Below are 23470 nucleotides of genomic sequence, written 5' to 3' on the forward strand. Positions count from 1 at the left end.
GTTCTCCCCTTTTCGACGGGTGTACCAGAACCCCTTTTCGCGGGGAGTGGTAATTCCGAACCAATGAATCGCCGTAGCGTTTTGCGGACCGCTGGCGTCCTCGGCGTCTCCTCGCTGGCAGGCTGTTCCGGGCTGTTCGAGACACGAACGATGGCACGAGCGCCGCCGCTCGTCAAAAATCGGCCGGACGCTGTGTACATCCCGACGCACAAGGAGGGCATGGAGATGGCGGGGATGGCGAAACAGGGTCGATACCGCCTCGCGCTGTTTTACTCCTACCCGCACCGCTTCTGGCTGATGGGCGGCGGGACGGCGAAACAGGAGAAGAAGGTAACCATCAAGGACGCGGACGACCTGCACCTGATGGCGTCCGTCTGGGATTCGAAGACGAAGACGGTGCTCCCGACCGGCAACGTCCAGGCCGAACTGTCGAACGGCGACTGGAGCGACAGGAGGACGCTATGGCCCATGCTCTCACAGAACATGGGTTTTCACTTCGGGGACAATATCGGGCTGAACGGAGAGAGGAAATACACCGCAAAGATACGCGTTTCCGGGTTGGATGTCCGCCGGACGGGCGCGCTCGCGGGTCAGTTCGGCGACGGCGCGACGCTCACCACCGAGTTCGAGTTCGACAAGGACACGGTGGAGCAAATCTCGTACGAAAAGCTCGACGCGAGGAAGGGGCAGAAAGACGCGATTCAGCCGATGGAGATGAACATGCCGATGAGCCACGTTCCCCAACAATCGGACCTTCCGGGCCGACTCGTCGGCGAAGGGTCGAGCGGCGACGCGAAGTTCCCGGTTGCGGCGGTCGAAAACTCCGACTTCGCCGATGACACGTATCTGCTCGTCTCGCCGCGAACGCCGTATCGCCGCTATCCGATTCCGAACATGTCCCTGTCGGCGACGCTGAAGCGGGACGGAGAGGCGGTGTTCGACGACGCGCTGAACGCCACCCTCGACCCGGACGTTGGGTTGCACTACGGGGCGAACGTCCCGAGCGTCCGGACGGGAGACGAGCTCACGGTTCGGGTGGACTCGCCGCCCATCGTTTCACGTCACGAGGGGTACGAAACCGCGTTCCTGAAGATGCCGAAAATGCAGTTCTCGGTTTAGAAGGCGTCGAGTAGCGGCCAGACGAGGACGGCGATCCACATGACGAGACCCGCCTGTACCAACGAGTTCCAGCGTCCGTCCGTCTCCTGATACGAACCGCCGACCGCGAGCATGCCGACGACGCCCAGAACGGCGAGTCGGTGTAACACGACCGCGATGGGAAGCACGTTGACGCCGATGCTCCGATAGTCGAAGAGGAACCCGAGACCGAGGGCGAGGATGGCGACGGCCAACCAGTCCGTCGATTGTCGTCCGTTCGGAAGGGAAACCGCCGCCAGCGGAAGTCCGAGACCGAGAACGAGGTAGCCCACACCGGCGATTGCCTTTATCGGGACGGACGGGACGGCCGTCTCGACGGCGATGCTCGCGCTGCGCACGAACAGCGGCAGTCCGAAGAGAAAGACGCTGAAGGCGATGCCGCGTCGTACCGTCTCCCTCGTCAGCCGCGAAGCGAGGTCCCGAATCGTATCCACCACGGAGTCCGTTCGGTTGATCGAGCCGAGGAGTAAGACTGCTATCAACGCCACTGGAACCGGTCCCATTTTCGTCTTCGGTCGCAGGTCGACGACGGACACCCACCCGTTGGAGTCGATGATGCCGCCGTTCGCGTACCGTTGGCGCGAGACGCCGTCGACGTACCACTTCCCGTAGTACTGTCCGTCGAGGTGGTACTGTGCTTTTTCGAGCGACCCGACCGTGTGCCGGAGTCGAAACCAGTCGAAGTATTCGTGGTGAGCCTGGATGGCGGTCCACGTTCCGTTCCCCTTCCCGCCTTCGTACAGCCGAAGGTGATAGCGCGAGCCGAAGTACGCGCCGTCGTGGAGTTGGGCCGTCTCCGTCATCCATCCGCCGCGCGGACCCGGCGCTTGGACGTACGTGTACCGAACCGCCCCCGTCGTGTTGTGCCACTCGACAGCGCCTTTGCCGACGCCAGCCGTCTCCTCGTCGCTGGCGACGCCCTGCCACTCGTTCGAGTCGTTGTTCCACTGTGCGTCCCGTCGATGTCTGAGTTCGCTCACCACCCGCGACGCGGGTCCTTCGACGACGACGTTGATGGGAAGCGTCAACGAGTCGTATCGTTTGTGGCGGCTCGTGAACGGCCACAGCTTCGCCGAACTGTTCGGATTCGGCGAAACGAGTCGAACGTCAGTGGAACGCTTCGGGTGCGGTTCGTCTCTCTGATTCGGACTGAGGAATCCGGGCTGAACGACGAGGAGACTAAACAGTATGAGAAATATAAGACTGGTAGCAACTCGCCTGTTCAACCCGATACGAGAGCCGGGCATGGTTGCCCGGAAATTAAAAACCGTGTAAAATTAGTGTATCGGCCGTTTCCGCCCTCAAAAACCATGGATGTTTCAAAAATAGTTCATAGTTCGGACGTGGGTCGGATTCACGACCGTCGCCGGAAACGAAAGGGGGTCCGGGTCGCTTAGGCGGCGACGCCGCCGTCTTGGCTCGCTTCGAGCAGTTCCTGGTACCGGTTGCGGATGGTGACTTCGCTCACGTTGGCGACGTCACTGACCTCGCTCTGTGTCACCTTCTCGTTGCTGAGTAGGGCCCCGGCGTAGACGGCGGCGGCCGCGAGACCGACCGGCGACTTGCCGCTGTGGACGCCCTGTTCCTTCGCGGTCTTGAGCAGGTCCTTCGCCCGGCGCTCGGACTCGTCGCTGATGTCGAGGTCCGAGGCGAACCGCGAGACGTAGCTCAAGGGGTCGGCGGGTTGGATTTCGAGGCCGAGTTCGCGGACGATGTAGCGGTAGGTGCGCTTGAACTCCATCTCGTCGATGCGGCTGACGGCGGCTACTTCGTCCAGACTGCGCGGAACGCCGGTCTGTCGCGCGGCGGCGTACACCGCCGAGGTTGCGACGCCCTCGATGGAGCGTCCCGGCAGGAGGTCCTCGTCGAGCGCGCGGCGGTAGATGACGCTGGCCGTCTCGCGAACGTTCTTCGGGAGGCCGAGCGCGCTGGCCATGCGGTCGATTTCGCCGAGCGCCTGCTTGAGGTTGCGCTCCTTGCTGTCGCGGGTGCGGAAGCGCTCGTTCCACGTTCGGAGACGCTGCATCTTCTCGCGCTGGCGGGAGCCGAGGGTGTTGCCGTAGGCGTCCTTGTCCTGCCAGCCGATGTTGGTCGATAGCCCCTTGTCGTGCATCATCTTCGTCGTCGGGGCACCGACGCGGCTCTTCTGGTCTTTCTCCTTCGAGTCGAACGCGCGCCACTCGGGGCCGCGGTCGACGGAATCTTCTTCGACGACGAGGCCGCACTCGGCGCAGACGGTTTCGCCGCGACCTTCGTCGCTGATGACGTTGCCGCCACATTCGGGGCAGACGCCCTCTTCTCGCTCGTCCTCGCTCTCGTGTTCCCGTTCGTGGGCCGATACGCCGGACTCGCTATAGCGTTGTATTCTGGTTGTAGTCATGGGTATGCGTTGGCGGAGGCTCCCAGTAGGGAAAACCCGAAGAATCCCGGAAGCTTAGTTCCTAACTCCTGGTTAGGGCGAAAGTTACTTAAATGTTTCGCAATCTGGTGCGGTTTTCACCGGACCATATTCGCCGTTAATGACGCCGCTACCGCGCATTAATCGCTGTTTGAGTCTCAGATAATCTCCGTGTCCTGAATCGAAACTAACAAAATCCTGTCGGTTTATACGTCGGGGAATACTTCCCGGGCATTTCGGTCCCGTCGTCTGGCTCGTGTCGTCTTCGAACGATGCTCCTGTTCCCCCTATCCTAGCCCTCTAAATACGTTCTCGCCACCTCGTCGGGTACTTGCTCGAACACTCGATAGAACTGCCCGACCGCCCCGAACTGGAACGGCGCTTCGATGCAGAGCACCTCGTCCGCCTCGCCGCGCAACTCCTCGATGGAACTCGGCGACCCGACCGGAACGGCCAGCGTGACGCGACTGGCACCCTCGCTCTTCACCTGTCTCAAACAGGCGGTGGTCGTCGCGCCCGTCGCCACGCCGTCGTCCACGATGAGTACCCGTTTCCCCTCGATGTCGGGTACCCGGTCGCCGCCGCGGTACGTCTCCGCCTTCTCGCGGGCCGCTTCGGTCTTGCGCTCTTTCTCCCCTTCGAGGTACGCGTCGCCGACGCCGAGTCGGTCGATGAGGTCGTCGTTCAGCCAGACACTTCCGTCCGCGCCGACGGCCCCGATTGCGAGTTCCGGATTCCCGGGTGCACCCAGTTTCTTTGCGACAACCACGTCGAGCGGGACGTCGAGTGCGTCCGCGACCGGTCGTCCTATCGGCAGCCCGCCGCGTGGAATCGCGAGTACGATGTCCGCGTCTACCCCCTCCCGTGTGACGAGCGACGCGAGTTGTTCCCCCGCGTCAGTTCTGTCGTCGAACATGACTGTCCCCGTTCGGACAGAGGCGACTCCCGCGGATAAAGGTGTGCGCCGCCGAAAAACGCCGAACAATCCTCTTTCTGAACATAACAATTATGACAGCATACGCCAGTTATAGAACGAACTTGAGAGATGGGTGAGACGCCTCCTATCGTCGTTCTGTACGTGAACGACGACACAGAGATGTTCGGCCGCGCGGCGACGTTCCTCGAACGGGAGTCGAAGCAGCTACGACTCCGAACCGCAACCTCGGGCGAGGAGGCGCTTTGCACCCTCCGTGCGGAAGATATCCACTGTCTCGTTTCGGAGTACGTGTTGTCCGGAATGGACGGGGTGTCCCTCCTCGAATCGGTTCGGGAGGAGTTCCCGACCCTCCCGTTTATCCTTTTTACCGATGCGGGGAGCGAAACCGTCGCCGGTCGCGCTATTTCGGCTGGCGTCACCGACTACCTCCAAAAGGAAGCTTCGACCGAACAGTACGCGGTGTTGGCGGAGCGAATCGAAACCGCCGTCGATTCGACCGATACCGAAGACGCGCTCCAAGAGAGCGAGGAGCGTTATCGAACGGTCGTCGAGAGCGGTCACGACGCGGTGTACATCTATCAGGACGACCACTTCACGTTCGTCAACGAGCGTGCCTGTGAGATGACCGGCTACAGCGCGGACGAACTACGGGGCCTCAACGTCTGGTCGCTCGTCCACCCGGACGACCACGAGCGCGTGCGGACCATCGCCGAAAATCGACTGTGCGGGACGCACGACGTTTCGACCTACGACGCCCGATTCAAGACGAAAGGCGGGGAGACGCGATACGGGAACTTCTCCGTCCGCGAAACCACCTCCGAGGGACGCGCGGCGACCATCGGATCGGTTCGCGACGTGACCGACCGCAAACGAACCGAGGCGCGACTGAAGGCGCTCATCGAGCACTCTCACGACCTCGTAACGCTCGTCGACGACCGGGGGATGATCCGGTACGAAAGTCCCTCCGTCGAGCGTCTCGGCTACGACCCCGACGAACTCGTCGGCAAACCGGCCCTCGAATACATTCATCCGGACGACCGCTCGCACGTCGTCGATACGTTCTCCCGGACGCTCGATTCTCCCGAGATTTCGCCGACCATCACCTACCGCTTTCGGCACGCGGACGGCTCGTGGCGCTATCTCGAAACGACGGGTGAAAACCACATCGCGACCGTCGACGTGGAGGGAGTGGTGTTGAACTCGCGGGACGTGACCGAACACGTCCGCATGGAGGAAGCGCACGAGGACATCCTCACGCGCATGACCGACGCGTTCCTCGCGCTCGACGACGACTGGCGATTCACGTTCGTCAACGAACGGGCGGAAGAGTTGCTCAACCGAACCGCGCCGGAGATCATCGGCGACGTCATCTGGGACGAGTTCCCCGAGGCTATCGACTCGGCCTTCTACGACGGCTACCACGAGGCCATGCGAACGCAGGAACCGACGACGTTCGAAGCGTACTTCCAGCCGTACGACAGGTGGTACGAAGCGAACGCGTACCCGTCCGCCGACGGCCTATCGGTGTATCTACGCGACGTGACCGAGCGAAAGAACAGGGAGACGACGCTCGAAGAACTCCACAACGCAACCCGGACGCTCATGCAGGCGCAATCCATCGCCGCCGTGAGCGACATCGCGGTCCGCGTGGCCCGCGACGTACTCGGTCTCCCGGTGACCGCCATCTGGCAGTGCGAGGACGCCACGCCCCGACTCATCGCTCGGACGGCGGAGCACCGCACGGCGTACGGCGAGTCGGTCTCGGCTTCCGACCGACGGGCGACGGCGAAAACCTACGAAACCGGCGAGACGGTCACCAGGGAGACTCGTATCGAGGGCGTCGAGTCGGAAGCGTTCGTTCCGCTCGGCGCGCGCGGCGTCATCACCTTCGGAGCGGAACGGCTGGACGAGTTCGACATCTACTACGCGCAACTGCTCGCCGCGAACACCGCCGCGGCCCTCGACCGTGCGGAGCGCGAGGACGAGCGGCGGGAGCACCAATGGGAGTTGGAACGGCAGAACGAGCGGTTGGAGGAGTTCGCAAGCGTCGTCTCGCACGACCTCCGAAACCCGCTGAACGTCGCACAAGGCTATCTCGACATGTATCGTGCGACGGCGGACGAAGACCACCTCTCCCGGATTGAGCGCGCCCACGACCGGATGGTCAACATCGTCGACGACGTGTTGACCCTCGCGCGACAGGGGCGGACGGTGAGCGAGACGAGAGCGGTCTCGGGATTGGCCGTCACCACGAACGCTTGGGGGTCCGTGGAAACCGGCACCGCCACCCTGGACGCGTCGTGGACGGCGACCATCAACGCCGACGGGAGTCGGCTCCAGCAGTTGCTCGAAAACCTGTTCCGAAACGCGGTCGAACACGGCCAACCGGACGTCACCGTTCGCGTCGGTGCGCTCGACAGTATCGCCGGGGATGGAGGGATGCAACGCGACCGACCGACTAGTACCACGAGCGAAGCGGCGACCGACCGCGGGTTTTTCGTCGAAGACGACGGGCCGGGAATTCCCGGCCCGTCGCGTGAGGATGTGTTCGAGTCCGGCTACTCCACCGGGGAGCAAGGCACCGGACTCGGTTTACCCATCGTCAGACAGATAGCCGAAGCCCACGGCTGGCGGGTTTCGCTCGGCGAGGCGGAAAGCGGCGGCGCACGGTTCGAGTTCACGGGCGTCGAACTGGCGGACGAATGATGCGCCATCGGTCGGTTGGGTCGGACGACCGCACCGACATTACTCACCAGTTCGACGTGTTCGGTCGTCGGGAATGACTACTTCATCGAACGGCGGAGGGTCCGTATTCGGGTTTCATCCGACGAAAAATCAGGAGCACGACAATGGTCGACGAAACACAAAATACTCAAACAGTTCGTGGACATGACTACGTTATGGACTGGACGGACCGACTCCCGCCACGGGATTGGCTCACGCGCGGGGTCGTCTTATTGCTGGTCGTCGCCCTATTGACCCCCTCCGTGGTCTCCGCGATAACGTACGACCGAGAAGCATCGAATCTCAAACCCGGAACCATCGAACAGCCCGCCAACGGGACGACGATTATCAGCGTTCAAGGCTACCACTTCCAAGGTCAAGGAAACAAGAAAAAGCCCGCGCGCCTCGTCGCCGTCGGCCCGAAAGGCGGCGTGAAATGGGTGTACAACGGTTCGAAGGAGGGCGCGACGTGGTTCTACGACGTCGACCCGCTTCCGAACGGCAACCTGCTCGTCGTCTCGACGCAGCGCGGCGGCACCCTCGTCTACGAGATGAACCCGAAGACGAAGGAGAAGGTCTGGAAGAAGTTCCTCCCGATTCACGACACCCACGACATCGACCTCATCAACAACGGAACGCAGTTGCTCGTCGGCAACATGCGGAACTACAACGAGACGACCGGAAAGAACGACGACCGGGTGTACGTCTACGACCTCGAAAAAGACGAAATCGTCTGGCAGTGGCACCTGCGCAACTACTACGAGAAGAGCGCCGGCGGCGACTACACGAACGACTGGTCGCACCTCAACAACGTCCAGAAAATCGCCGACGGGAAGTACGCGCTCGACCCGCGGAACATGGACGAGGTGATAATCGTCGACCGGAACACGGGAGAGGTCACGACGAAACTCGGCGAGGACGACAACCTCGACATCCTCAACCAGCAACACAACCCCGACTACCTCGAAAGCGAATCGGGCAAACCGACCTTCCTCGTCGCCGACTCCGAGAACAACCGCATCGTCGAATACGAGAAGAACGGCGAGGACTGGAAGCGGACGTGGGAACTCGGGTCCACCGATACCCTCAACTGGCCCCGTGACGCCGACCGCTTGCCGAACGGCAACACGCTCGTCGTGGACTCCTCGGACCACCGCGTCATCGAAGTGACCCCCGAGGGAGAGATCGTCTGGGAGTTCTACTCGCCGTGGCTGCCGTACGACGCGGAACGCATCGGAACCGGCGACGAATCCAACGGTCCGACCATCGCCGACCAGGACGCCCAAGGGAAGTACGCCATCACCGGCAGCGCGAACCTCGACCCCGGAACGGGCAAGAGCCTCAGGATGTCCGTCTTCCTCTCGAACGCCTTCGCGGGAACGTCGATGCAGGACACCATGCGCCACTACGGCGCGCGCTGGGACCAAGTGACGCCGTTCATCCGCCCCGTCTGGATGAACGAGTACGCCTTCATCGCCGCCATCTTCGCCCTCTTGCTCCTCATCTTCTGGCTCGTCGGCGAACTGGTGTACCAGCGACGGCGGATTTACGACGGCGTGAAGTATCGGTTGGGCTAAACGTCGCCCATCGACCGCTCGTCCGATTTTGCTAGATTTATTCGCCTCCGAACCGTCGGTATTTACACGATGGACGAACCCGAAGACGGGACCGAACACGAAGCGAAAACGTGGTGGAACGGTTGGGCGAACCAGTTTCAGGCGGAGTACGGCGACGGCGAGATACCCGTCGGAGTCGCGTTCGGACCGGGTGCCCCACAGGGTGACGACTTGGGCCTCCTCGGAGAACTGGACGGAACGAAAGCTATCGAACTCGGGTGCGGCGGCGCGCAGTTCGGAATCGCGGTGTCGAAGCGCGGAGCGGACGTGACGGGCGTGGACATCTCGGAGGAGCAGTTGGCGTTCGCGCGAACCCTCGCGGACGAACACGACCAGGACATCGAGTTCGTCGAGAGCAGCGTGACGGAGATGCCGACGGTTCCCGACGAAACGTACGACCTCGCATTCTCGGCCTTCGCGTTCCAGTGGGTCCGCGACCTCGAAGCCTGCTTTGCCGAGGCGTATCGCGTCCTGAAAGGGGACGGGAAACTCGTCTTCAGCGTGGACCACCCGTACTACAAGACCCTCGACGCCGAAACCGGGGAGTTCGAGCGGAGTTACTTCTCCGACGAACCGAGGCGGGTCTACAGCGAGGAGTTCGACGCGGAGATGGTAATTTACAGCCGAGGGGTCGGGGAGACCGTTTCTCTCCTGACGGACGTCGGATTCACCGTCGAAGCGATACGGGAACCGGGATACGAGGACCCCGAGCGCTACGAGTCCGAGTACGGGAGTTTCGTCCCGGAACGCATGGCGACGGTTCCGCCGACCATCGTCTACTCCGCGCGGAAGTGAGGGGAATCCCGTTTCACTCCATGGTTCGGTACATCGGCGCTCGCTCGGATGAACTCCGAACGTGAAATATGTTCTACAAAAATGCAGTGCAGATAGCACTTAAGCCCCCCTCGACCGATTTCGTTCACATGCTCATCGCGGGAAGCGACGACGGAGTGTATCGAATTTCGGGCCTCTTCGAATCGAGAGGAACGACGGCCGAAAAGCTACTCGACGCAGAGAAAGTGTTTCGAGTCGAGCAGTTCGATGGATCGGACGGGCTGTTCGTGGCCGCGAAGTCGGGGGTATACTATTCGCCCGATGGGGACGAGTGGACGACCCTCTCCGTCCTGGACGAGGAAGTGTACAGCGTCACCGTCGTCCCGTCGAGCGGGCGACTGTACGCCGGTACGCGGCCCGCCCGCCTGTTCGTCGCCGACATCGGTTCGGGCGTCCCGTCCGACGCGGAGGCGTGGGAGGAAGTCGTCGGTTTTCGGGAGTTACGTGACCGAATCGACTGGGGGTTGGACCGCCACGACGGTCTCGCGCAGATTCGAAGCCTCCGTACGCACCCCGACGCGCCGGAACGACTCGTCGCGGGCGTCGAAGTCGGCGGCGTTCACGTGAGCGACGACAGCGGGGAGAACTGGCAGTCGCGGTGCATCGACTGCGACGCGCCGCACACGGACGATATCCACCACCTCGCTCTCGAAGACGAGGGGACCATCGTCGCCTCGACCGGAAGCGGCCTGTACCGCTCCACCGACGTCGGCAGGACGTGGACGCGATTGGACGGCGACCACGACCAGCGGTATTTCCGCGGCGCATTCGTTCACGACGGCACGGTCTACGCCGGTGGCGCACCCGCGTCCTCCTCGTCGTGGGAGGAAGGAAACCACGCGCTGTTCGCGTCTCACGACGGGAAATCGCTCGAACGGATTTCCTTCCCGACGTCCGACGAGGTGGCGATCGGATGGTGCTCAGTCGATGGCGACGTGCTGACCGCGACCCACCGCGGGACGCTGTTCCGGCATCGCTCCGGCGACTGGGAGACGGTCGGGTCGGTCCCGACCCCCGGACGTGTGCGGGGCCGGTACATGCCGTTGACGTGGTACGAGCCCTGACGATTGCGATAAAAGGGGCGGTCGTCCGCGGTTTCGTCTCCGAACGAACGGGGTTATTCTGTGGCCGTTTCGAAGTCGAGTTCGGTCTCTTCCACGTCGTCGTCGAGCATCTGCGGTTTGCCGAGCGGGAGCGAACCGAAGAGGGCGTAGTGGACGGCGAAGGCGACGCCGACGAGCGCGACGAGCAGGGTCAGGGTACGTTTGACGCTTGCCATATTCGGGACGATGGGCGCGAAAAGAAAGAGTGCTTCGGTGTGTCTTCGGGTATCCTACCGGTCCACTTCGCCGAGCACGATATCGAGGCTCCCGAGTGACGCGATCAGGTCCGGCACCAATTCGCCTTCCGACATCTCCGGCAGGGCCGAGAGGTTGTGGAAACACGGGCTTCGAATCTTGAACCGCGCGGGGCTGTCCGTGTTGTCCGAGCGGATGTAGACGCCGAGTTCGCCCTTCGCGCCCTCCACCGCGCGGTACGTCTCCGCGTCCATCGGCGGTTTGAGCGTCCGGGGGACGTTCGACTGCAGGGTGCGCTCCTCCTCGGGCCAGTCGTCGAGCAGTTCGACGCACTGCTCGACGATTCTTGCCGACTGCTCGACCTCCCGGAGTCGGACGAGGACGCGAGCGTAGTTGTCACAGCCGTCCTCGGTCACGACGTCCCAGTCGAGTTGGTCGTAGTAGCCGTAGGAGTCGTCGCGGCGCAGGTCGTAGTCGATGCCCGACCCGCGGGCGACCGGTCCGGTGACGCCGTACTGTTTCGCCACGTCGGGTTCGAGGATGCCGGTATCGACGCAGCGGAGTTGGAATATCTCGTTGCTCGTGAGGAGGTTGTGATACTCCTCCATCGTCGCCGGGAGACCGTCGATGAAGTCCAGCGTCTTGTCGAAGAACTCCCGACGCGGCTCCGGAACGTCCCAGATGACCCCGCCGAGGCGGAAGTAGTTGTACATCATGCGCTGGCCGGTCAGGTCCTCCAGGATGTTCTGGACGATTTCGCGATCCCGGAACGCGTACTGGAAGATGGCGGTGAAATCGCCGTACACGTCGAGCGCGAAGGTCCCGAGCGCGAGGAAGTGGCCGGTCATGCGCGAGAGTTCGACGCCGAGCGTCCGGAGGATTTGGGCGTACTCCGGCACGTCGATGTCCGCGAGGTCTTCGGCCGCCCGCGCGTACGCCCACTCGTTGGTCATGTTCGCGGTGTAATCCCAGCGGTCGGGGTACGGCATGATTTCGTGCCGGTATTTTCCCGATTGAGCCATCTGTTCCTCGCAGCGGTGGAGGTAGCCGATGTCGGGCCGCACGTCCAGCACCTGCTCGCCGTCGAGGACGGTTTCGATGTGGAGGACGCCGTGGGTCGCCGGGTGGTGCGGCCCGATGTTCAGAAACATCGTGTCGGCGTTGTCCGCGTACTCGTCGTGTTTTATCGGGTTTCTGTGGGCCTCCAGCGTGACGATTTGCGGCCGGTCCTGGTCGTAGTCGAGGGAAAGCGGGTGGCCCTTCCACGCCTGCGGAAGGAGAATTCGGCGCAAGTCGGGGTGCCCCTCGTACTCGATACCTACGAGGTCGTAGGCCTCCCGTTCGTGCCACTCCGCGGTTCTGTAGACTGGTTCCGCGGTCTGGCTCACGGGCGCGTCGGTCGGCGTGGGGACGACGATACTCACCTCTTGGGTGGGGTCGGCGTACTTTTTTAAATGGTAGATACTCTCGAAGCGGTCCTCGTACTGCTGAGCCGACAGACACGAGAGGTGGTCGAATCCGGCCTCGTCCCGGAGCGTCGTCAAGGCGGTCTGCACTTCGTCGGGCCGAACGACGAATCCCGGCGCGTTCAAGTGGTCGTCGCGGCCGATGGCGAGGTCGCCGAGGAGTTCGGCCAGTTCGTCCTCTTCGAGTTCTCGTACCGCCGGGAGGCGTTCCTGCCCGCGCTCTTCCCGTTGTGAACTCATGGCGAATCCACCCAGTTGTAGCGCATGACGAGGGTGTCCTCGTCGATTTCGTCCGTGAGCGACTGCACCAACTCGTCGCGTTCCAAGTCGCCGAACCGCTCCAGTTCGTACGGTTTGACGACGACCGGACTCGCCTCGCCGTGGGCGATTCGCTCCTGTAGCTTGGCGATGCCGTAGATGAGCGCCTCGGGGCGCGGCGGACACCCCGGAACGTGGATGTCTACCGGGATGACCTCCTCGGCACCTTTGATGACGTTGTAGCCCTGCTGGAACGGTCCGCCGGAACAGGTACACGAACCCATGCTGACGACGAACTTGGGTTCGGGCATCTGGTCGTAGACGCGCTTCATCCGCGGCGCGAACTTCGAGACGATGGTCCCCGGCACGATGATGACGTCGGCCTGTCGCGGCGACGCGCGGGGCACCCCCGCCCCGAAACGGTCCAAATCGTGTTTGACCGCGTAGGTGTGCATCATCTCGATGCTGCAGCAGGCGATGCCGAACTGCAGCATGAACATCGACGACCCACGAACCCAGTTCATGAACGCGTCGAACTTCGTGAGAATGAACGGCGAGGTGCCGAGCGCCTCTCGGAGTTTCGAATCGAACCGCCCCGGCAGTTCCTCCTTTCCCTGTTCACGACTGGTCGGTTCGACCATCTCCCGCTCCGTAGCCCCCTGTCTCCGTCGAGGTGGATGTGTATCACTACTCATTGTTTCCACTCCCCCATGTGCCCGTCGCGGGCGTTGACTATCGTTCGGGAGCGAAGCGTATGAGTATTCGGTCGTTACCGCACCGTTTTCCGACCGTGAAATTTAACGCGGCTCAGCTGGGGAGAAATTAAGTCGTCGCGGTGTCGATTTTTCTTCGAGGGAGACCAGATGACCGCACCAGACGTCTCGATAGTCACCGCGGCGTACAACTCGGCGGAGTACATCGAACGCGCGCTCGAAAGCGTCCGGCGACAGACCGTCGGGACGGACCGAATCGAACACATCGTCGTGGACGACGGTTCGACCGACGAGACGGCGTCGATAGTCGAATCGTTCGAGGCACCGTACTTGCGCCTCGTCGAAAACGAGGAGAACAGCGGTAACGGGACGGTCGCCTGTAACAGAGGAATCGAGCGAGCACGCGGCGAGTACGTCGTCGTCCTCGACTCGGACGACGCGTTCTTGCCGTCGCTGGTCGAACGGTCGTTCGACGCCTTCTCGACGCGAGAGGAGGTCGATTTCGTGTACACCGACTACTACGAGCGGTTTCCCGATGGAGAGCGGGAACTCGTCGAGACGGGAGGTGACATCACGAAGACGGTCAAAGTCGGGACGATGCACCGGACCGACCGACTTGAGGAATTCGGTTTGTACAACCCCGAGATGATATTCGCGGAGTACGACCTCTTGTTCCGATATCTCGACGCCGGTCTCGCCGGATACCACGTCTCCGAACCCCTGTTCGTGTATCACCGTCGGAGAAACAGCCAAACTGATGACAGTACGCGCGTCGAAGCAGGAAAATCGGAGTTACGGGAAAAATTCGGGGAGAACGTTCGGATACGGGCCTACGACTTCTGAACCGCGTGCCGTACACCCGCTTAGACCAACAGTTGCACGTCAGACTCGGCCATGTGTTCGAGGGCGGTCGCGGCCCCGACGCCGGTGACGACGCCGTCGTAGAAGTCGTTCTCGTCGTAGTCCATCAGGTCGATGGTCATCTGGCAGGCTTGCAGTTCGACGCCGGTGTCTATCGAGACGTCGATGAGTTCCTCGATGGTGGCCGTCCCGTTCTCCTCGATTTTGCGCTCCATCATCTTCGTCGCCATGGAGTCCATGCCGGGGAGTGCGGCCATCGCGTTCGGCATCGGCATGCTCGGATTGCCGACCGCGCTGAGTTTGAGGTTCTTCGACTTCTTCTCGTGCAGGATGTCGAGTCCCCAGAACGTGTGGAAGACGACGACGTCCCATCCGAAGGCGGCCGCGGTGCTGGCGAGGATGAGCGGCGGGTACGCCATGTCCAACGTGCCTTTCGTGGCGATGATGGTCATCTTCTTCTGCCCGTCGTCGTCCGCTTTCAGGTCGGCCAACTCCGCCTCCAACTCCTCGATACGGGCGGCGAGGTCGGCGTCGGAGTTCGCCGCGTCCACGGCGTCACCGGAGTTAGTCGTGTCTGTACTCATGATTATTCCGTCTTCCGAACGAAGTGCCGGTAGACCGCTTCGCCGCCCTCCTCATCTTCCTCTTGGTCGAGCATTTCGACGCCGTCGGTCGTGTCGGCCCACCCCTTGAGGTCGCTCATGCTTCCCGGGTCGGTTGCGACGACTTCGAGCACCTCGCCCTCGGCGAGCGAGTCCGTGGCCTGTTTCGTCTTCACGACCGGCATCGGGCAGTTCAATCCTTGTACGTCTAGGGTCTCAGTGATATCGAATTCTGTACTCATCGTGTGAATCTCCTATATTGGACGTATCGAACAATATCGGATACACCATTAAAAGTGTGTTGGTTATTGTGGATAGCATCCACGAGCGAATTAATTATAGTGTCTATCGTGCGCTCGTGTGGGGTTTTTCCGATTTCGATCCAACACTGTATTGTATGATTTGTGGAATACTATACGAACGCTTTTGTAGCTGTAGCCGATACCAGTTGGTACAGCATGAGCGACGCAGCGTTTCCATCGCCGGACGCCGAAGTGGAATCGGTGACCCCCGACGAGCTATACGAGAAGATCGACGCGGGGGAGTCGGTTACCATTCTCGACGTCCGAGCGACGGGCGAGTACGAGAAGTGGCATATCGACGGGGAGAACGTCGAGACCATCAATGTTCCCTACTTCGAATACCTGGACGACCCGGACGACGAACTGTTCGAACCGGTCCCCGCGGACGAGGACGTGACCGTCCTCTGTGCGAAGGGCGGGTCGAGCGAGTACATCGCCGGTATGTTCGTCGAGCGGGACTACGAAGTGAACCACCTCGAAGACGGGATGAAGGGATGGGCCCGCGTCCTCGAACGAAAAGAGATCGAAGGCGCTGACGAGGACACGACGGTCGTCCAGTATCAGCGGCCGTCGAGCGGTTGTCTCTCTTATCTCGTCGTTTCGGGCGACGAAGCGGCGGTCATCGACCCCCTCCGAGCGTTCGACGAGGAGTACGCCGCGGACGCGAACGACTACGGTGCCGACCTCCGCTACGCCATCGACACGCACGTCCACGCGGACCACGTGAGCGGCGTCCGAACCGTCGCGGACGACGACATCGAAGCCGTCGTTCCCGCATCCGCGGAGGCGCGCGGCATCGACTACGACGAGTCCTACCGAGCGGTCGAGGACGGCGAAACCCTCCCGCTGGGCGAGACGGAAATCGAAGTCATCCACACGCCCGGCCACACGACGGGAATGACCTCGTACCGCGTGGGCGGCGTCCTGTTCACGGGAGACGGCCTGTTCACCGAGAGCGTGGCTCGCCCCGACCTCGAAGAGGGCGACGACGGCGCACCCGACGCCGCCGCGATGCTCTACGAGACGCTGCAGGAACGGGTGTTGTCGCTCCCGGACGATACCGTCGTCGCACCCGCGCACTTCAGCGACGCGGCGACGACCGCCGACGACGGCACGTACACCGCAACCGTCGGCGACCTGCACGAGTCGATGGACGCCCTCTCGATGGAGAAAGACGAGTTCGTCGAGTTCATCCTCTCGGACATGCCGCCGCGCCCGGCGAACTACGAGGACATCATCGCAACGAACTTGGGGCAACAACACGCAGACGACGAAGAAGCGTTCGAGCTCGAACTCGGGCCGAACAACTGTGCCGCGAGTCAGAATTCACTTACGAGCGACTGACGTGGCAGGAGGAAAACAATGGATTTAGTGCCAGCATTTGCATTTACGAACCTGTTCCCGAACGGAATCGGCCGGTACGCCATCGGTGGAATGTTCATCGGGCTCGGCGTCGCCGTCATCTACCTCGGAACCGGAATCATCGCCGGGGCGAGCACGTTCTTGGAGTCTACACTGTCCTACGTCTCCGACGTGCCCCGGTTTCAGAAACCGAAATACGTCGCGTCCCGTGACTGGCGTGTGTTGTTCACGCTGGGAATCGTCGGCGGAGCGGCCATCTACCAACTCGCGTTCAACGGCCAGTTCTGGACGACGGACGTCCAGTGGTGGCGGCTCCTCGGCGGCGGTTTCCTCGTCGGCGTCGGCACCCGAATCGGAAAGGGATGTACGTCCGGCCACGGGGTCTGTGGCGTCGGCTCCGCGTCGTTCACGTCCATCAGCAACGTCGTGACGTTCATGGCGGTCGCCATCGGCGTCGCACAACTAGTGCAGGCCTTGGGGGTGTCGCCATGAGCGGAGAATCGAAGAGTCGAGGACCCCTCTTCAACGTCCTCATCGTCGCGGGCGGGTTGATATTCGGTTTCGGGCTGGGTTTCAGTCACATGGCTCGTCCCGAGGTCGTCCTCAACTTCCTGCAGTTCGAGGATTTCGGCCTCCTGTTCGTCATGGGCGGTGCGGCGGTCGTCACCGGGGTGACCTTCGCGGTTGCAAGCCGCTCGTCCGGTCGAGCACCATTGACCGGAAAAGCGTACACCCGAAGGCTGAAATCGTTCGACCGGAACGTCCTCATCGGCGGCGGTATCTTCGGCGTCGGCTGGGGGCTCTCCGGAATCTGTCCCGGTGCGGCATACGCGAGCCTCGGTATCGGTAACTACCCCATCCTGTTCGCTATCGGCGGCATGTTCGCCGGTGCGTACGCGCAGGGGCTCTGGCGGAAACACAGCGTGAGCGACCGACCCGTGTCGTCGGAAGCGGACTAATTTCTCGTTCGGCTGCGGTACTCGTTTCGTGACGGAGCGCGGTCGTGTTTTTGATGTGAAAAACCATCGTCGAAACTCCCCCGGCAGCGTCGGCACCGTCGAGTAGCGCGTTCGACAGAGAAGAGTCGCTGAATCAATTCTCCGAAGGTGGAATCCGAGTTCGAGGGCGATATTCGACGTAGGGGACGATGTGACGGATTAGCGCCGGATAACATATGGGAATAGTATTGCCCGCTAGACCCAAAACTATTAAAAGCAATTGTGGCTAATCCACGGCCAAGCGACATAGTATGAAACGTACACAACTACCCAGTCGGTGCACGACGGATCGATATCCATGTTCGGAATAGAATCGCTCAGCGGGAACCTCCACGCGGCGGCTATCGTCGGACTCGTGTTCAGCGAGGCGTTGGTGCTGTATGCCGGATACGGCGTCGCCACCGGTGCCCTCGCCTCTGTCGTCGTGAACGCCATCCGGGGTGAGTGACGATGGAGGTTCTCGGTATGAGCCTTCTCCTCGTTTCCCTCTTCGTCGGCTTCGGCCTCATCATCGGCATCCTGTTCGGCTTCTTCGGGATGGGCGGGTCGTTCCTCGTCACGCCCGCGTTGCTGGTGTTGGGATATTCGGCGAAGGTCGCGGTCGGAAGCGGACTGGCGTTCGTCTTCGGCACCGCCGTCATCGGTGCGCTTCGACACCGCGACCTCGGACAGGTCGATTACAAGCTCGCGGCGCTGATAATCACCGGGATGACGGTCGGTATCGAAATCGGCAAACGGGCGGTTCTCCTGTTGGAACGAGCGGGCTTGTCCGATATCGTCATCAGCGTCGCGTACGTCGGCCTGCTCGTCGTCGTCGGCCTGCAGACGCTTCGCGATTCGATGCAGGGCGAGTCGGACGACGGCGATACGTTGGACCTCTCGAACGCCCTCGAACGGGTCCGAATCCCGCCGATGCTAACGTTCACGGGCGGAACGACCGTTTCGCTCTGGGTGACGCTCGGTATCGGACTCGGTATCGGTATCCTCTCGGGGTTCCTCGGGGTCGGCGGCGGTTTCCTCCTCATGCCGACGATGCTCTACGGCTTCGGCGTTCCGGCCGAGGTCGCCATCGGCACTAGCGTGCTTCAGATAACGATTCCCGGCAGCTTCGGTGCGTTCGTCTACGCGCAGGAAGGAGCGGTCAACGTCCCCGTCGTCGCGTCGTTGCTCCTCGGGAGTGCGCTCGGAGCGCGCATCGGCGCGGCCGCGACCGAACTGATAGACGGGGCCGACATCAAGGGCTACTTCGCCGCGATGCTCCTCGCGGGCAGCGTCGCCGTCGCGAGCAAGAAACTAAGCGCCATGACCGGCATCGCCGCACTCAAAACGGTGAGCATGCTCCTCATTTTCGGAGCGGCGATCCTCGTCAGCGGGGCCATCATCTACAGCTCCGTGCGGGTGCTCAGGGGACAGTCGGTTTCGGGTCGGCCGTCGACGAACTGACCCGACCTCGGCATGCCGTGCGATTTTTGGCCGGGTAACGAACCGATGTCAACGACTGCACCGCAGTCGTCGGTTCGACTACGCCGCCGTGGAACCGCGGACACAATACTGACCCATCCAACAATATTGTATTTCTATTGCAAATCAATGGGGATAGTTTCGCCGATTTTTTCGAGCCGTGCTGATGCTTTCCGAGAAGGAAGGGGAGGATATAATGTCGCTCGAAAACGACTCGTTACTGCAATAGAGCCCCGATACCCGCCGATATCCGGTTTGGACCGTGGCAGATTGTATTGCACAATATTCACAAAACTATTAAGACCTGTGAGCGGATAGGCTGTAGTGAGTAGAAAAGTATGATTCGCACAAAACCGCGGTCAGTACGAAAGCGAGGTCGATAAGCATGTTCGGAATCGAATTGAGTGGACTCGGAGCAGCCACGACGGTCGGTGCCGTTCTCGGGGAGGCAGTCGTCCTCTATGCCGGATACGGTGTCGTCGTGCAGATGGTGAGTTCGAACGTTATCGACGCGATTACGGGTGAGTAATCGTGGAGCCACTCCTCATTGCCCTGTTCATCGGGTTCGGACTGGTCATCGGTATCCTGTTCGGCTTCTTCGGGATGGGCGGGTCGTTCCTCGTCACGCCCGCGTTACTGGTGTTCGGATACCCGGCGAAGGTCGCGGTCGGAAGCGGACTGGCGTTCGTCTTCGGCACATCGGTCATCGCCGCACTCCGGCACCGTAACCTCGGGCAGGTCGATTACAAGCTCGCGTTGCTGTTCATCGTCGGCATGACGAGCGGTATCAAGGTCGGAGAATACGTCGTGTTGTGGCTCGAAGCGACCGGCATGGCCGACATCGTGGTGGGGACCGCCTACGTCCTCCTGTTGGCCACGGTCGGTCTCTTCACGCTCCGCGACTCGCGTGGCAGTGACGACGACGGCGCGTCGTCGCTCCCGGAGCGCTTCGAGGTGCTCCAGATTCCTCCGATGGTTTCCATCAGCGGTGGCGTGGAGATTTCGGTCTGGCTCACGTTGGGCATCGCGCTGTTCGTCGGCATCCTGTCCGGCTTCCTCGGCGTCGGTGGCGGTTTCCTCCTGATGCCCGCGATGGTGTACGTCCTCGGCGTCCCCACCGTGGTGGCGGTCGGAACTGACGTGCTCCAGATCACCGTCTCTGGCGGTTTCGGCGCGTTCTCCTACGCCCAGAACGGGGCCGTCGAACTCGCCGTCGTCGCTCCGCTCTTGGCGGGAAGCGCGCTCGGAGCACGCATCGGTGCAGCGGCAACGAACCTGACCGACGAGGACGACATCAAAGGCTACTTCGCCGCGATGCTCCTCGCGGGCAGCGTCGCCGTCGCGAGCAACCGAGTCGGTGACGCGCTGGGTATCCACCTCCTCGACCAGATCAGTCTGGTGCTCATCTTCGGCTCCGCGGTGGTCGTCGCCGCGGCGGTCGTCTACAGCGCACTCGTCAACCTTCGGGAGCGCGAGTCGCCGAGCGTGTCGACCTCCGACTGACCTTCGGGGCAAACAAGTAGTTTTGTACAAACCATGCAAAATCCTTATACGTGCCAAATTCTTACTCACGACTTGAAAATGGCGAACTCGATGGCCGAGTACCTTCAGCAAGACATGGAGTGTGAAGGATTGCTGGAGTGTCTTCACGGACTGAAAGAACTCGATAAGCAGTGTTATCGAGTCGTGATCGAGAGCGAGAACCCACTAACCATCGACGACATCGCGGAGCGGATCGACCGCGAACGGTCGACGGCGTATCGCTCTATCCAGCGACTGCTCCAATCTGGGTTCATCCAGAAAGAACAGGTCAACTACGACCAAGGTGGCTACTACCACGTCTACAAGCCGACCGACCCCGGCGAAGTGTCCCACGATATGCAGCGCATGTTGAACGAGTGGTACGCCAAGATGGGCCAGTTGATTCAGGAGTTCGAGGACAAGTACGACCCGATGGAACAGCCCGAACAACCGGTCTAACCGGCCGTCTCACGGGACCCCATCGCCGCTCTCGACATCACGAAGACGGTTACGTCTCGACGAGAACTTTTACTCGGTTGTACGGAAGCCAGCGTAGCTCGGCGTCCAGATAGTCGGCGACGTGCGCGACGAACTCGTCTTCCTTCAGGAGGCCGTCCTCGTCCGCCTCGTCGCTCAACTGGAGCGTGACCTCCTCTACGTCCTCCAAGACGTCGCTGCCGACCATGACGGAGAACAACTCGGCGGGCGTCACGGGTTTCCCGGCGTCGATGGCGACCGCAACGTCGTCCACGGCGGTCTCGACCTCCGTTTCGACGTCGAACCGCACGTCCACCGACACCGCTTGGCCGAGCATGTCGGCCGCGTGAACCTCCTCCGCCTTCCGAATCGCGGGTTCGAGGGCGTGTCCGAACTCGCCTCCGCTCTCGCGCATGCCGATGTACGCGAACGAGAGCATGGCGGTCAATCCGTCCATGAACCGCCCGTCGTCGGTGTCGAACACCTGTCGTCGGTCTTTCTTTTTCAGGTGGTGGACGAGAATCCCGAAATCCAGTATCGCGTCCGTGATTCGACCGCGGATTCGCGCCTCCGCGTTGCGCTTCGACTGTTCGTGTTCCATGTCGGCCTCGCCGAGGAGGTAGGCTCGGTCGGCGGGCGAGAGGATGCCGCGTCCCCTGTCGGTGTCTGGCGTCATAATCGGAATGGGATTATACAGCATCCGATTCTATCCGAAGCTATTTGAAGGGTGTGAAACAACCACCGACAAATGACGCTCATCGACGTGACGATGCGAATCGCACACACGCTTTTCGCGGGCGTGTGGGCAGGGTGGACGGTGTTCATGGCGGCGCTCGTGGTCCCGGCGGCACGGGACGGGAAACTCGGCGCGGAGGGAATCCGGTGGATGACCCAGCAGTTCACGCGCTTTTCGTCGCTCTCGTCCGTCGTGTTGTTGCTCACGGGGGGATTCATGGCCGGAGACCTCTACACCACGGAAACCCTCACGGGTAGCTCGAGCGGTCATCTCGTCCTCACGATGGTCGTCCTTTGGCTCGCGCTCTCCGGGTTGAGCCACATGGCGGGTAGTCGATTGAAAAGGAACCTCGACGCCGGTGCGAAGCAGGCCGCGGCGGGAGCCACGACGCTGTTTTACGTCGCGGGCGTCGTGGCGCTCGGCCTGCTCGTCGTCGCCGGGTGGCTCTGATGGCCGACGACGGGTCCAAGCGGGCGCTGGCGACGGTGTTCGCCATTGTCTTCGTCGACCTCCTCGGCTTCGGGATTCTGATTCCCATCATCCCGCTGTACGCCGAGCACTTCGGCGCGAACGAGTTCGTCGTCGGACTCCTGCTCGCCTCCTACTCGGTCATGCAGTTCCTCTTCGCGCCCGTCCTCGGCCGCCTCTCGGACGAGCGCGGCCGCCGACCCATCCTCCTGCTCTCGCTGTTCGGGAGCGTCGTCGCGTGGACGCTGTTCGGCCTCGCGGAAAGCCTCCTCGTGCTCTTCGTCGCTCGCATCCTCGCGGGCGCGATGGGCGGCAACATCGCCACCGCACAGGCGTACATCGCCGACATCACGCCGCCGGAGGACCGTGCGAAGGGATTGGGCCTCATCGGCGCGGCGTTCGGACTCGGCTTCGTGTTCGGTCCGGCGCTCGGCGGCATCTTCTCCAGCGACGCCGCGCTCTCGCTCGCGCGGAACGTCCTCCCCGCGGTGGTGCCCGTGAACCAGTTCTCCCTGCCGAGTTTCTCCGCCGCGGCCATCTGCGGCCTCAATCTCGTCGTCGCCGCGCTCGTCCTCCCGGAGACGCGCACCAAGCGGGACAGCGACGAGGAGACGACGGACGAGCGTCAGTCGCGTCTCGCCCGCCTCGCGGACGCGTTCGCCGACCCGGCGCTCGCCGGACTCGTCGCCTCCTTCTTCCTCCTCTCGCTCGCGTTCTCCTCGATGGAGAGCATGTTCGTGCTGTTCACCGAACAGCAGTACGGCTTCGGACCGGCGATGAACGGCTACGTTCTCGCCTACGTCGGCGTCGTCATCGCCGTCGTCCAAGGCGGCCTCGTGGGAAAGCTCACGAACCGGTACGGCGAGCGGACGCTCGCGCTCGTCGGCGTCGTGCTCGAACTCGTGACGCTCGCCACCCTCCCGTTCTCGCCGATGCTCGGCGACCACCTCCCCGCCATCGGACCGCTCTCCGGTGGACTGTTCGTCCTGCTGGTCATCCTCACGCCCCTCGCGGCGGGCAACGGGTTTGCGAACGTCTCGCTCACGACGCTCGTCTCGAAGAGCGCGACGGAGGACACCCAAGGCGGCGCGTTCGGACTGACCCAAAGCGCCGGAAGCATCGCCAGAGCGGTCGGCCCCATCGCGGCGGGAGCGCTGTACGCCGCGGTCGCCTACTGGCTCCCGTTCGTCCTCGGCGGCCTGCTCATGCTCCCCATCGGCTACGTCCTGCTGACGACGTTCCAGGGTAACGGCACCCCGACACCGGTCAACTAGCAGTTT

25 protein-coding genes are annotated in these 23470 nt (G+C 62.3%); 16 read left to right on the plus strand and 9 right to left on the minus strand.

The genetic code is table 11. The features are described 5' to 3' along the window. Positions 1–63: 63 nt before the first annotated feature. Positions 64–1119 (plus strand): DUF7350 domain-containing protein, encoded by a 1056-nt coding sequence (locus V5735_RS17470; protein WP_423746379.1) that lies wholly within the window; start codon positions 64–66, stop codon positions 1117–1119. Here the strand turns inward: V5735_RS17470 and V5735_RS17475 are convergent. From V5735_RS17475 to V5735_RS17485, 3 genes are all read right to left on the minus strand, one after another. After that, positions 1116–2186: a hypothetical protein gene (locus V5735_RS17475; protein ID WP_423746380.1), complete on the minus strand. Its 1071-nt coding sequence runs from the start codon at positions 2184–2186 to the stop codon at positions 1116–1118. The genes V5735_RS17470 and V5735_RS17475 overlap by 4 nt on opposite strands. Before the next feature lie 365 nt (positions 2187–2551). Continuing rightward, positions 2552–3538: a transcription initiation factor IIB gene (locus V5735_RS17480; RefSeq protein WP_423746381.1), complete on the minus strand. Its 987-nt coding sequence runs from the start codon at positions 3536–3538 to the stop codon at positions 2552–2554. Positions 3539–3848: 310 nt separating this feature from the next. After that, a complete protein-coding gene (locus V5735_RS17485) occupies positions 3849–4472 on the minus strand; it encodes a phosphoribosyltransferase (protein ID WP_423746382.1) in 624 nt (207 codons plus the stop codon). 162 nt (positions 4473–4634) lie between these two features. Here V5735_RS17485 and V5735_RS17490 point away from each other — a divergent pair, with 162 nt between their 5' ends. The 4 genes from V5735_RS17490 to V5735_RS17505 all read left to right on the plus strand — a co-directional run bounded on the left by V5735_RS17490 (position 4635) and on the right by V5735_RS17505 (position 10731). Beyond that, positions 4635–7199: a PAS domain S-box protein gene (locus V5735_RS17490; protein WP_423746383.1), complete on the plus strand. Its 2565-nt coding sequence runs from the start codon at positions 4635–4637 to the stop codon at positions 7197–7199. Positions 7200–7393: 194 nt separating this feature from the next. After that, positions 7394–8794, plus strand: coding sequence for an ArsR family transcriptional regulator (locus V5735_RS17495; protein ID WP_423746384.1), 1401 nt, complete (start codon positions 7394–7396; stop codon positions 8792–8794). A gap of 69 nt (positions 8795–8863) precedes the next feature. Next, entirely contained in the window at positions 8864–9628 is a 765-nt protein-coding gene (locus tag V5735_RS17500) for a class I SAM-dependent methyltransferase (RefSeq protein ID WP_423746385.1), read from the plus strand. 128 nt (positions 9629–9756) lie between these two features. Continuing rightward, positions 9757–10731, plus strand: a complete 975-nt coding sequence (locus V5735_RS17505; protein WP_423746386.1) for a WD40/YVTN/BNR-like repeat-containing protein — start codon at positions 9757–9759, stop codon at positions 10729–10731. A 53-nt stretch (positions 10732–10784) separates the two neighbouring features. Here the strand turns inward: V5735_RS17505 and V5735_RS17510 are convergent, their stop codons facing one another. Genes V5735_RS17510 through V5735_RS17520 form a run of 3 tightly spaced genes read right to left on the minus strand, consistent with a single transcriptional unit; the run spans position 10785 to position 13330 of the window. Next, entirely contained in the window at positions 10785–10946 is a 162-nt protein-coding gene (locus V5735_RS17510; RefSeq protein WP_175424287.1) for a hypothetical protein, read from the minus strand. Between the two features lie 54 nt (positions 10947–11000). After that, on the minus strand, positions 11001–12671 hold the full coding sequence (locus V5735_RS17515; RefSeq protein WP_423746387.1) for an NADH-quinone oxidoreductase subunit D: 1671 nt from the start codon (positions 12669–12671) through the stop codon (positions 11001–11003). Next, positions 12668–13330: an NADH-quinone oxidoreductase subunit B gene (locus tag V5735_RS17520; RefSeq protein WP_007980706.1), complete on the minus strand. Its 663-nt coding sequence runs from the start codon at positions 13328–13330 to the stop codon at positions 12668–12670. Before V5735_RS17520 ends, V5735_RS17515 begins: the two co-directional genes overlap by 4 nt. Positions 13331–13552: 222 nt before the next feature. Between V5735_RS17520 and V5735_RS17525 the strand changes: the two genes are divergently transcribed. Next, entirely contained in the window at positions 13553–14245 is a 693-nt protein-coding gene (locus tag V5735_RS17525; RefSeq protein ID WP_423746388.1) for a glycosyltransferase, read from the plus strand. A 20-nt stretch (positions 14246–14265) separates the two neighbouring features. Here the strand turns inward: V5735_RS17525 and V5735_RS17530 are convergent, their stop codons facing one another. Both V5735_RS17530 and V5735_RS17535 read right to left on the minus strand, forming a co-directional pair. Beyond that, positions 14266–14847: a DsrE/DsrF/DrsH-like family protein gene (locus V5735_RS17530; protein WP_423746389.1), complete on the minus strand. Its 582-nt coding sequence runs from the start codon at positions 14845–14847 to the stop codon at positions 14266–14268. 2 nt (positions 14848–14849) lie between these two features. Continuing rightward, complete coding sequence (locus tag V5735_RS17535; protein ID WP_007980708.1) at positions 14850–15107, minus strand: sulfurtransferase TusA family protein; 258 nt, start codon at positions 15105–15107, stop codon at positions 14850–14852. Between the two features lie 216 nt (positions 15108–15323). Here V5735_RS17535 and V5735_RS17540 point away from each other — a divergent pair, with 216 nt between their 5' ends. The 8 genes from V5735_RS17540 to V5735_RS17575 all read left to right on the plus strand — a co-directional run bounded on the left by V5735_RS17540 (position 15324) and on the right by V5735_RS17575 (position 20968). After that, on the plus strand, positions 15324–16511 hold the full coding sequence (locus V5735_RS17540; RefSeq protein WP_423746055.1) for an MBL fold metallo-hydrolase: 1188 nt from the start codon (positions 15324–15326) through the stop codon (positions 16509–16511). An 18-nt stretch (positions 16512–16529) separates the two neighbouring features. Beyond that, positions 16530–17021 carry a YeeE/YedE family protein gene (locus V5735_RS17545; RefSeq protein WP_026177962.1) on the plus strand — a complete coding sequence of 164 codons (492 nt, stop codon included), beginning with the start codon at positions 16530–16532 and terminating at the stop codon, positions 17019–17021. Beyond that, entirely contained in the window at positions 17018–17488 is a 471-nt protein-coding gene (locus V5735_RS17550; RefSeq protein ID WP_423746056.1) for a DUF6691 family protein, read from the plus strand. The genes V5735_RS17545 and V5735_RS17550 overlap by 4 nt, the downstream gene beginning before the upstream one ends. 337 nt (positions 17489–17825) lie before the next feature. Then, complete coding sequence (locus V5735_RS17555) at positions 17826–17975, plus strand: DUF7512 family protein (RefSeq protein ID WP_007980712.1); 150 nt, start codon at positions 17826–17828, stop codon at positions 17973–17975. A 17-nt stretch (positions 17976–17992) separates the two neighbouring features. Next, positions 17993–18970: a sulfite exporter TauE/SafE family protein gene (locus tag V5735_RS17560; protein ID WP_423746057.1), complete on the plus strand. Its 978-nt coding sequence runs from the start codon at positions 17993–17995 to the stop codon at positions 18968–18970. Between the two features lie 397 nt (positions 18971–19367). Beyond that, on the plus strand, positions 19368–19517 hold the full coding sequence (locus V5735_RS17565) for a DUF7512 family protein (RefSeq protein WP_423746392.1): 150 nt from the start codon (positions 19368–19370) through the stop codon (positions 19515–19517). 2 nt (positions 19518–19519) lie between these two features. Next, positions 19520–20491 (plus strand): sulfite exporter TauE/SafE family protein, encoded by a 972-nt coding sequence (locus tag V5735_RS17570; protein ID WP_423746058.1) that lies wholly within the window; start codon positions 19520–19522, stop codon positions 20489–20491. A 78-nt stretch (positions 20492–20569) separates the two neighbouring features. After that, positions 20570–20968 (plus strand): helix-turn-helix domain-containing protein, encoded by a 399-nt coding sequence (locus V5735_RS17575; protein ID WP_007980716.1) that lies wholly within the window; start codon positions 20570–20572, stop codon positions 20966–20968. A 49-nt stretch (positions 20969–21017) separates the two neighbouring features. Here the strand turns inward: V5735_RS17575 and V5735_RS17580 are convergent, their stop codons facing one another. Next, the gene (locus V5735_RS17580) at positions 21018–21662 is read right to left on the minus strand and encodes a hypothetical protein (protein WP_423746059.1); all 645 of its coding nucleotides are present in this window, start codon (positions 21660–21662) and stop codon (positions 21018–21020) included. Between the two features lie 72 nt (positions 21663–21734). Here V5735_RS17580 and V5735_RS17585 point away from each other — a divergent pair, with 72 nt between their 5' ends. Together V5735_RS17585 and V5735_RS17590 are read left to right on the plus strand one after the other, a co-directional pair. Then, complete coding sequence (locus V5735_RS17585; protein WP_423746060.1) at positions 21735–22172, plus strand: CopD family protein; 438 nt, start codon at positions 21735–21737, stop codon at positions 22170–22172. After that, positions 22172–23464 carry an MFS transporter gene (locus tag V5735_RS17590; protein ID WP_423746061.1) on the plus strand — a complete coding sequence of 431 codons (1293 nt, stop codon included), beginning with the start codon at positions 22172–22174 and terminating at the stop codon, positions 23462–23464. Before V5735_RS17585 ends, V5735_RS17590 begins: the two co-directional genes overlap by 1 nt. Positions 23465–23470: the final 6 nt, after the last annotated feature.

The organism is Haladaptatus sp. SPP-AMP-3 (assembly GCF_049568665.1).
GTDB lineage: Archaea > Halobacteriota > Halobacteria > Halobacteriales > Haladaptataceae > Haladaptatus > Haladaptatus paucihalophilus.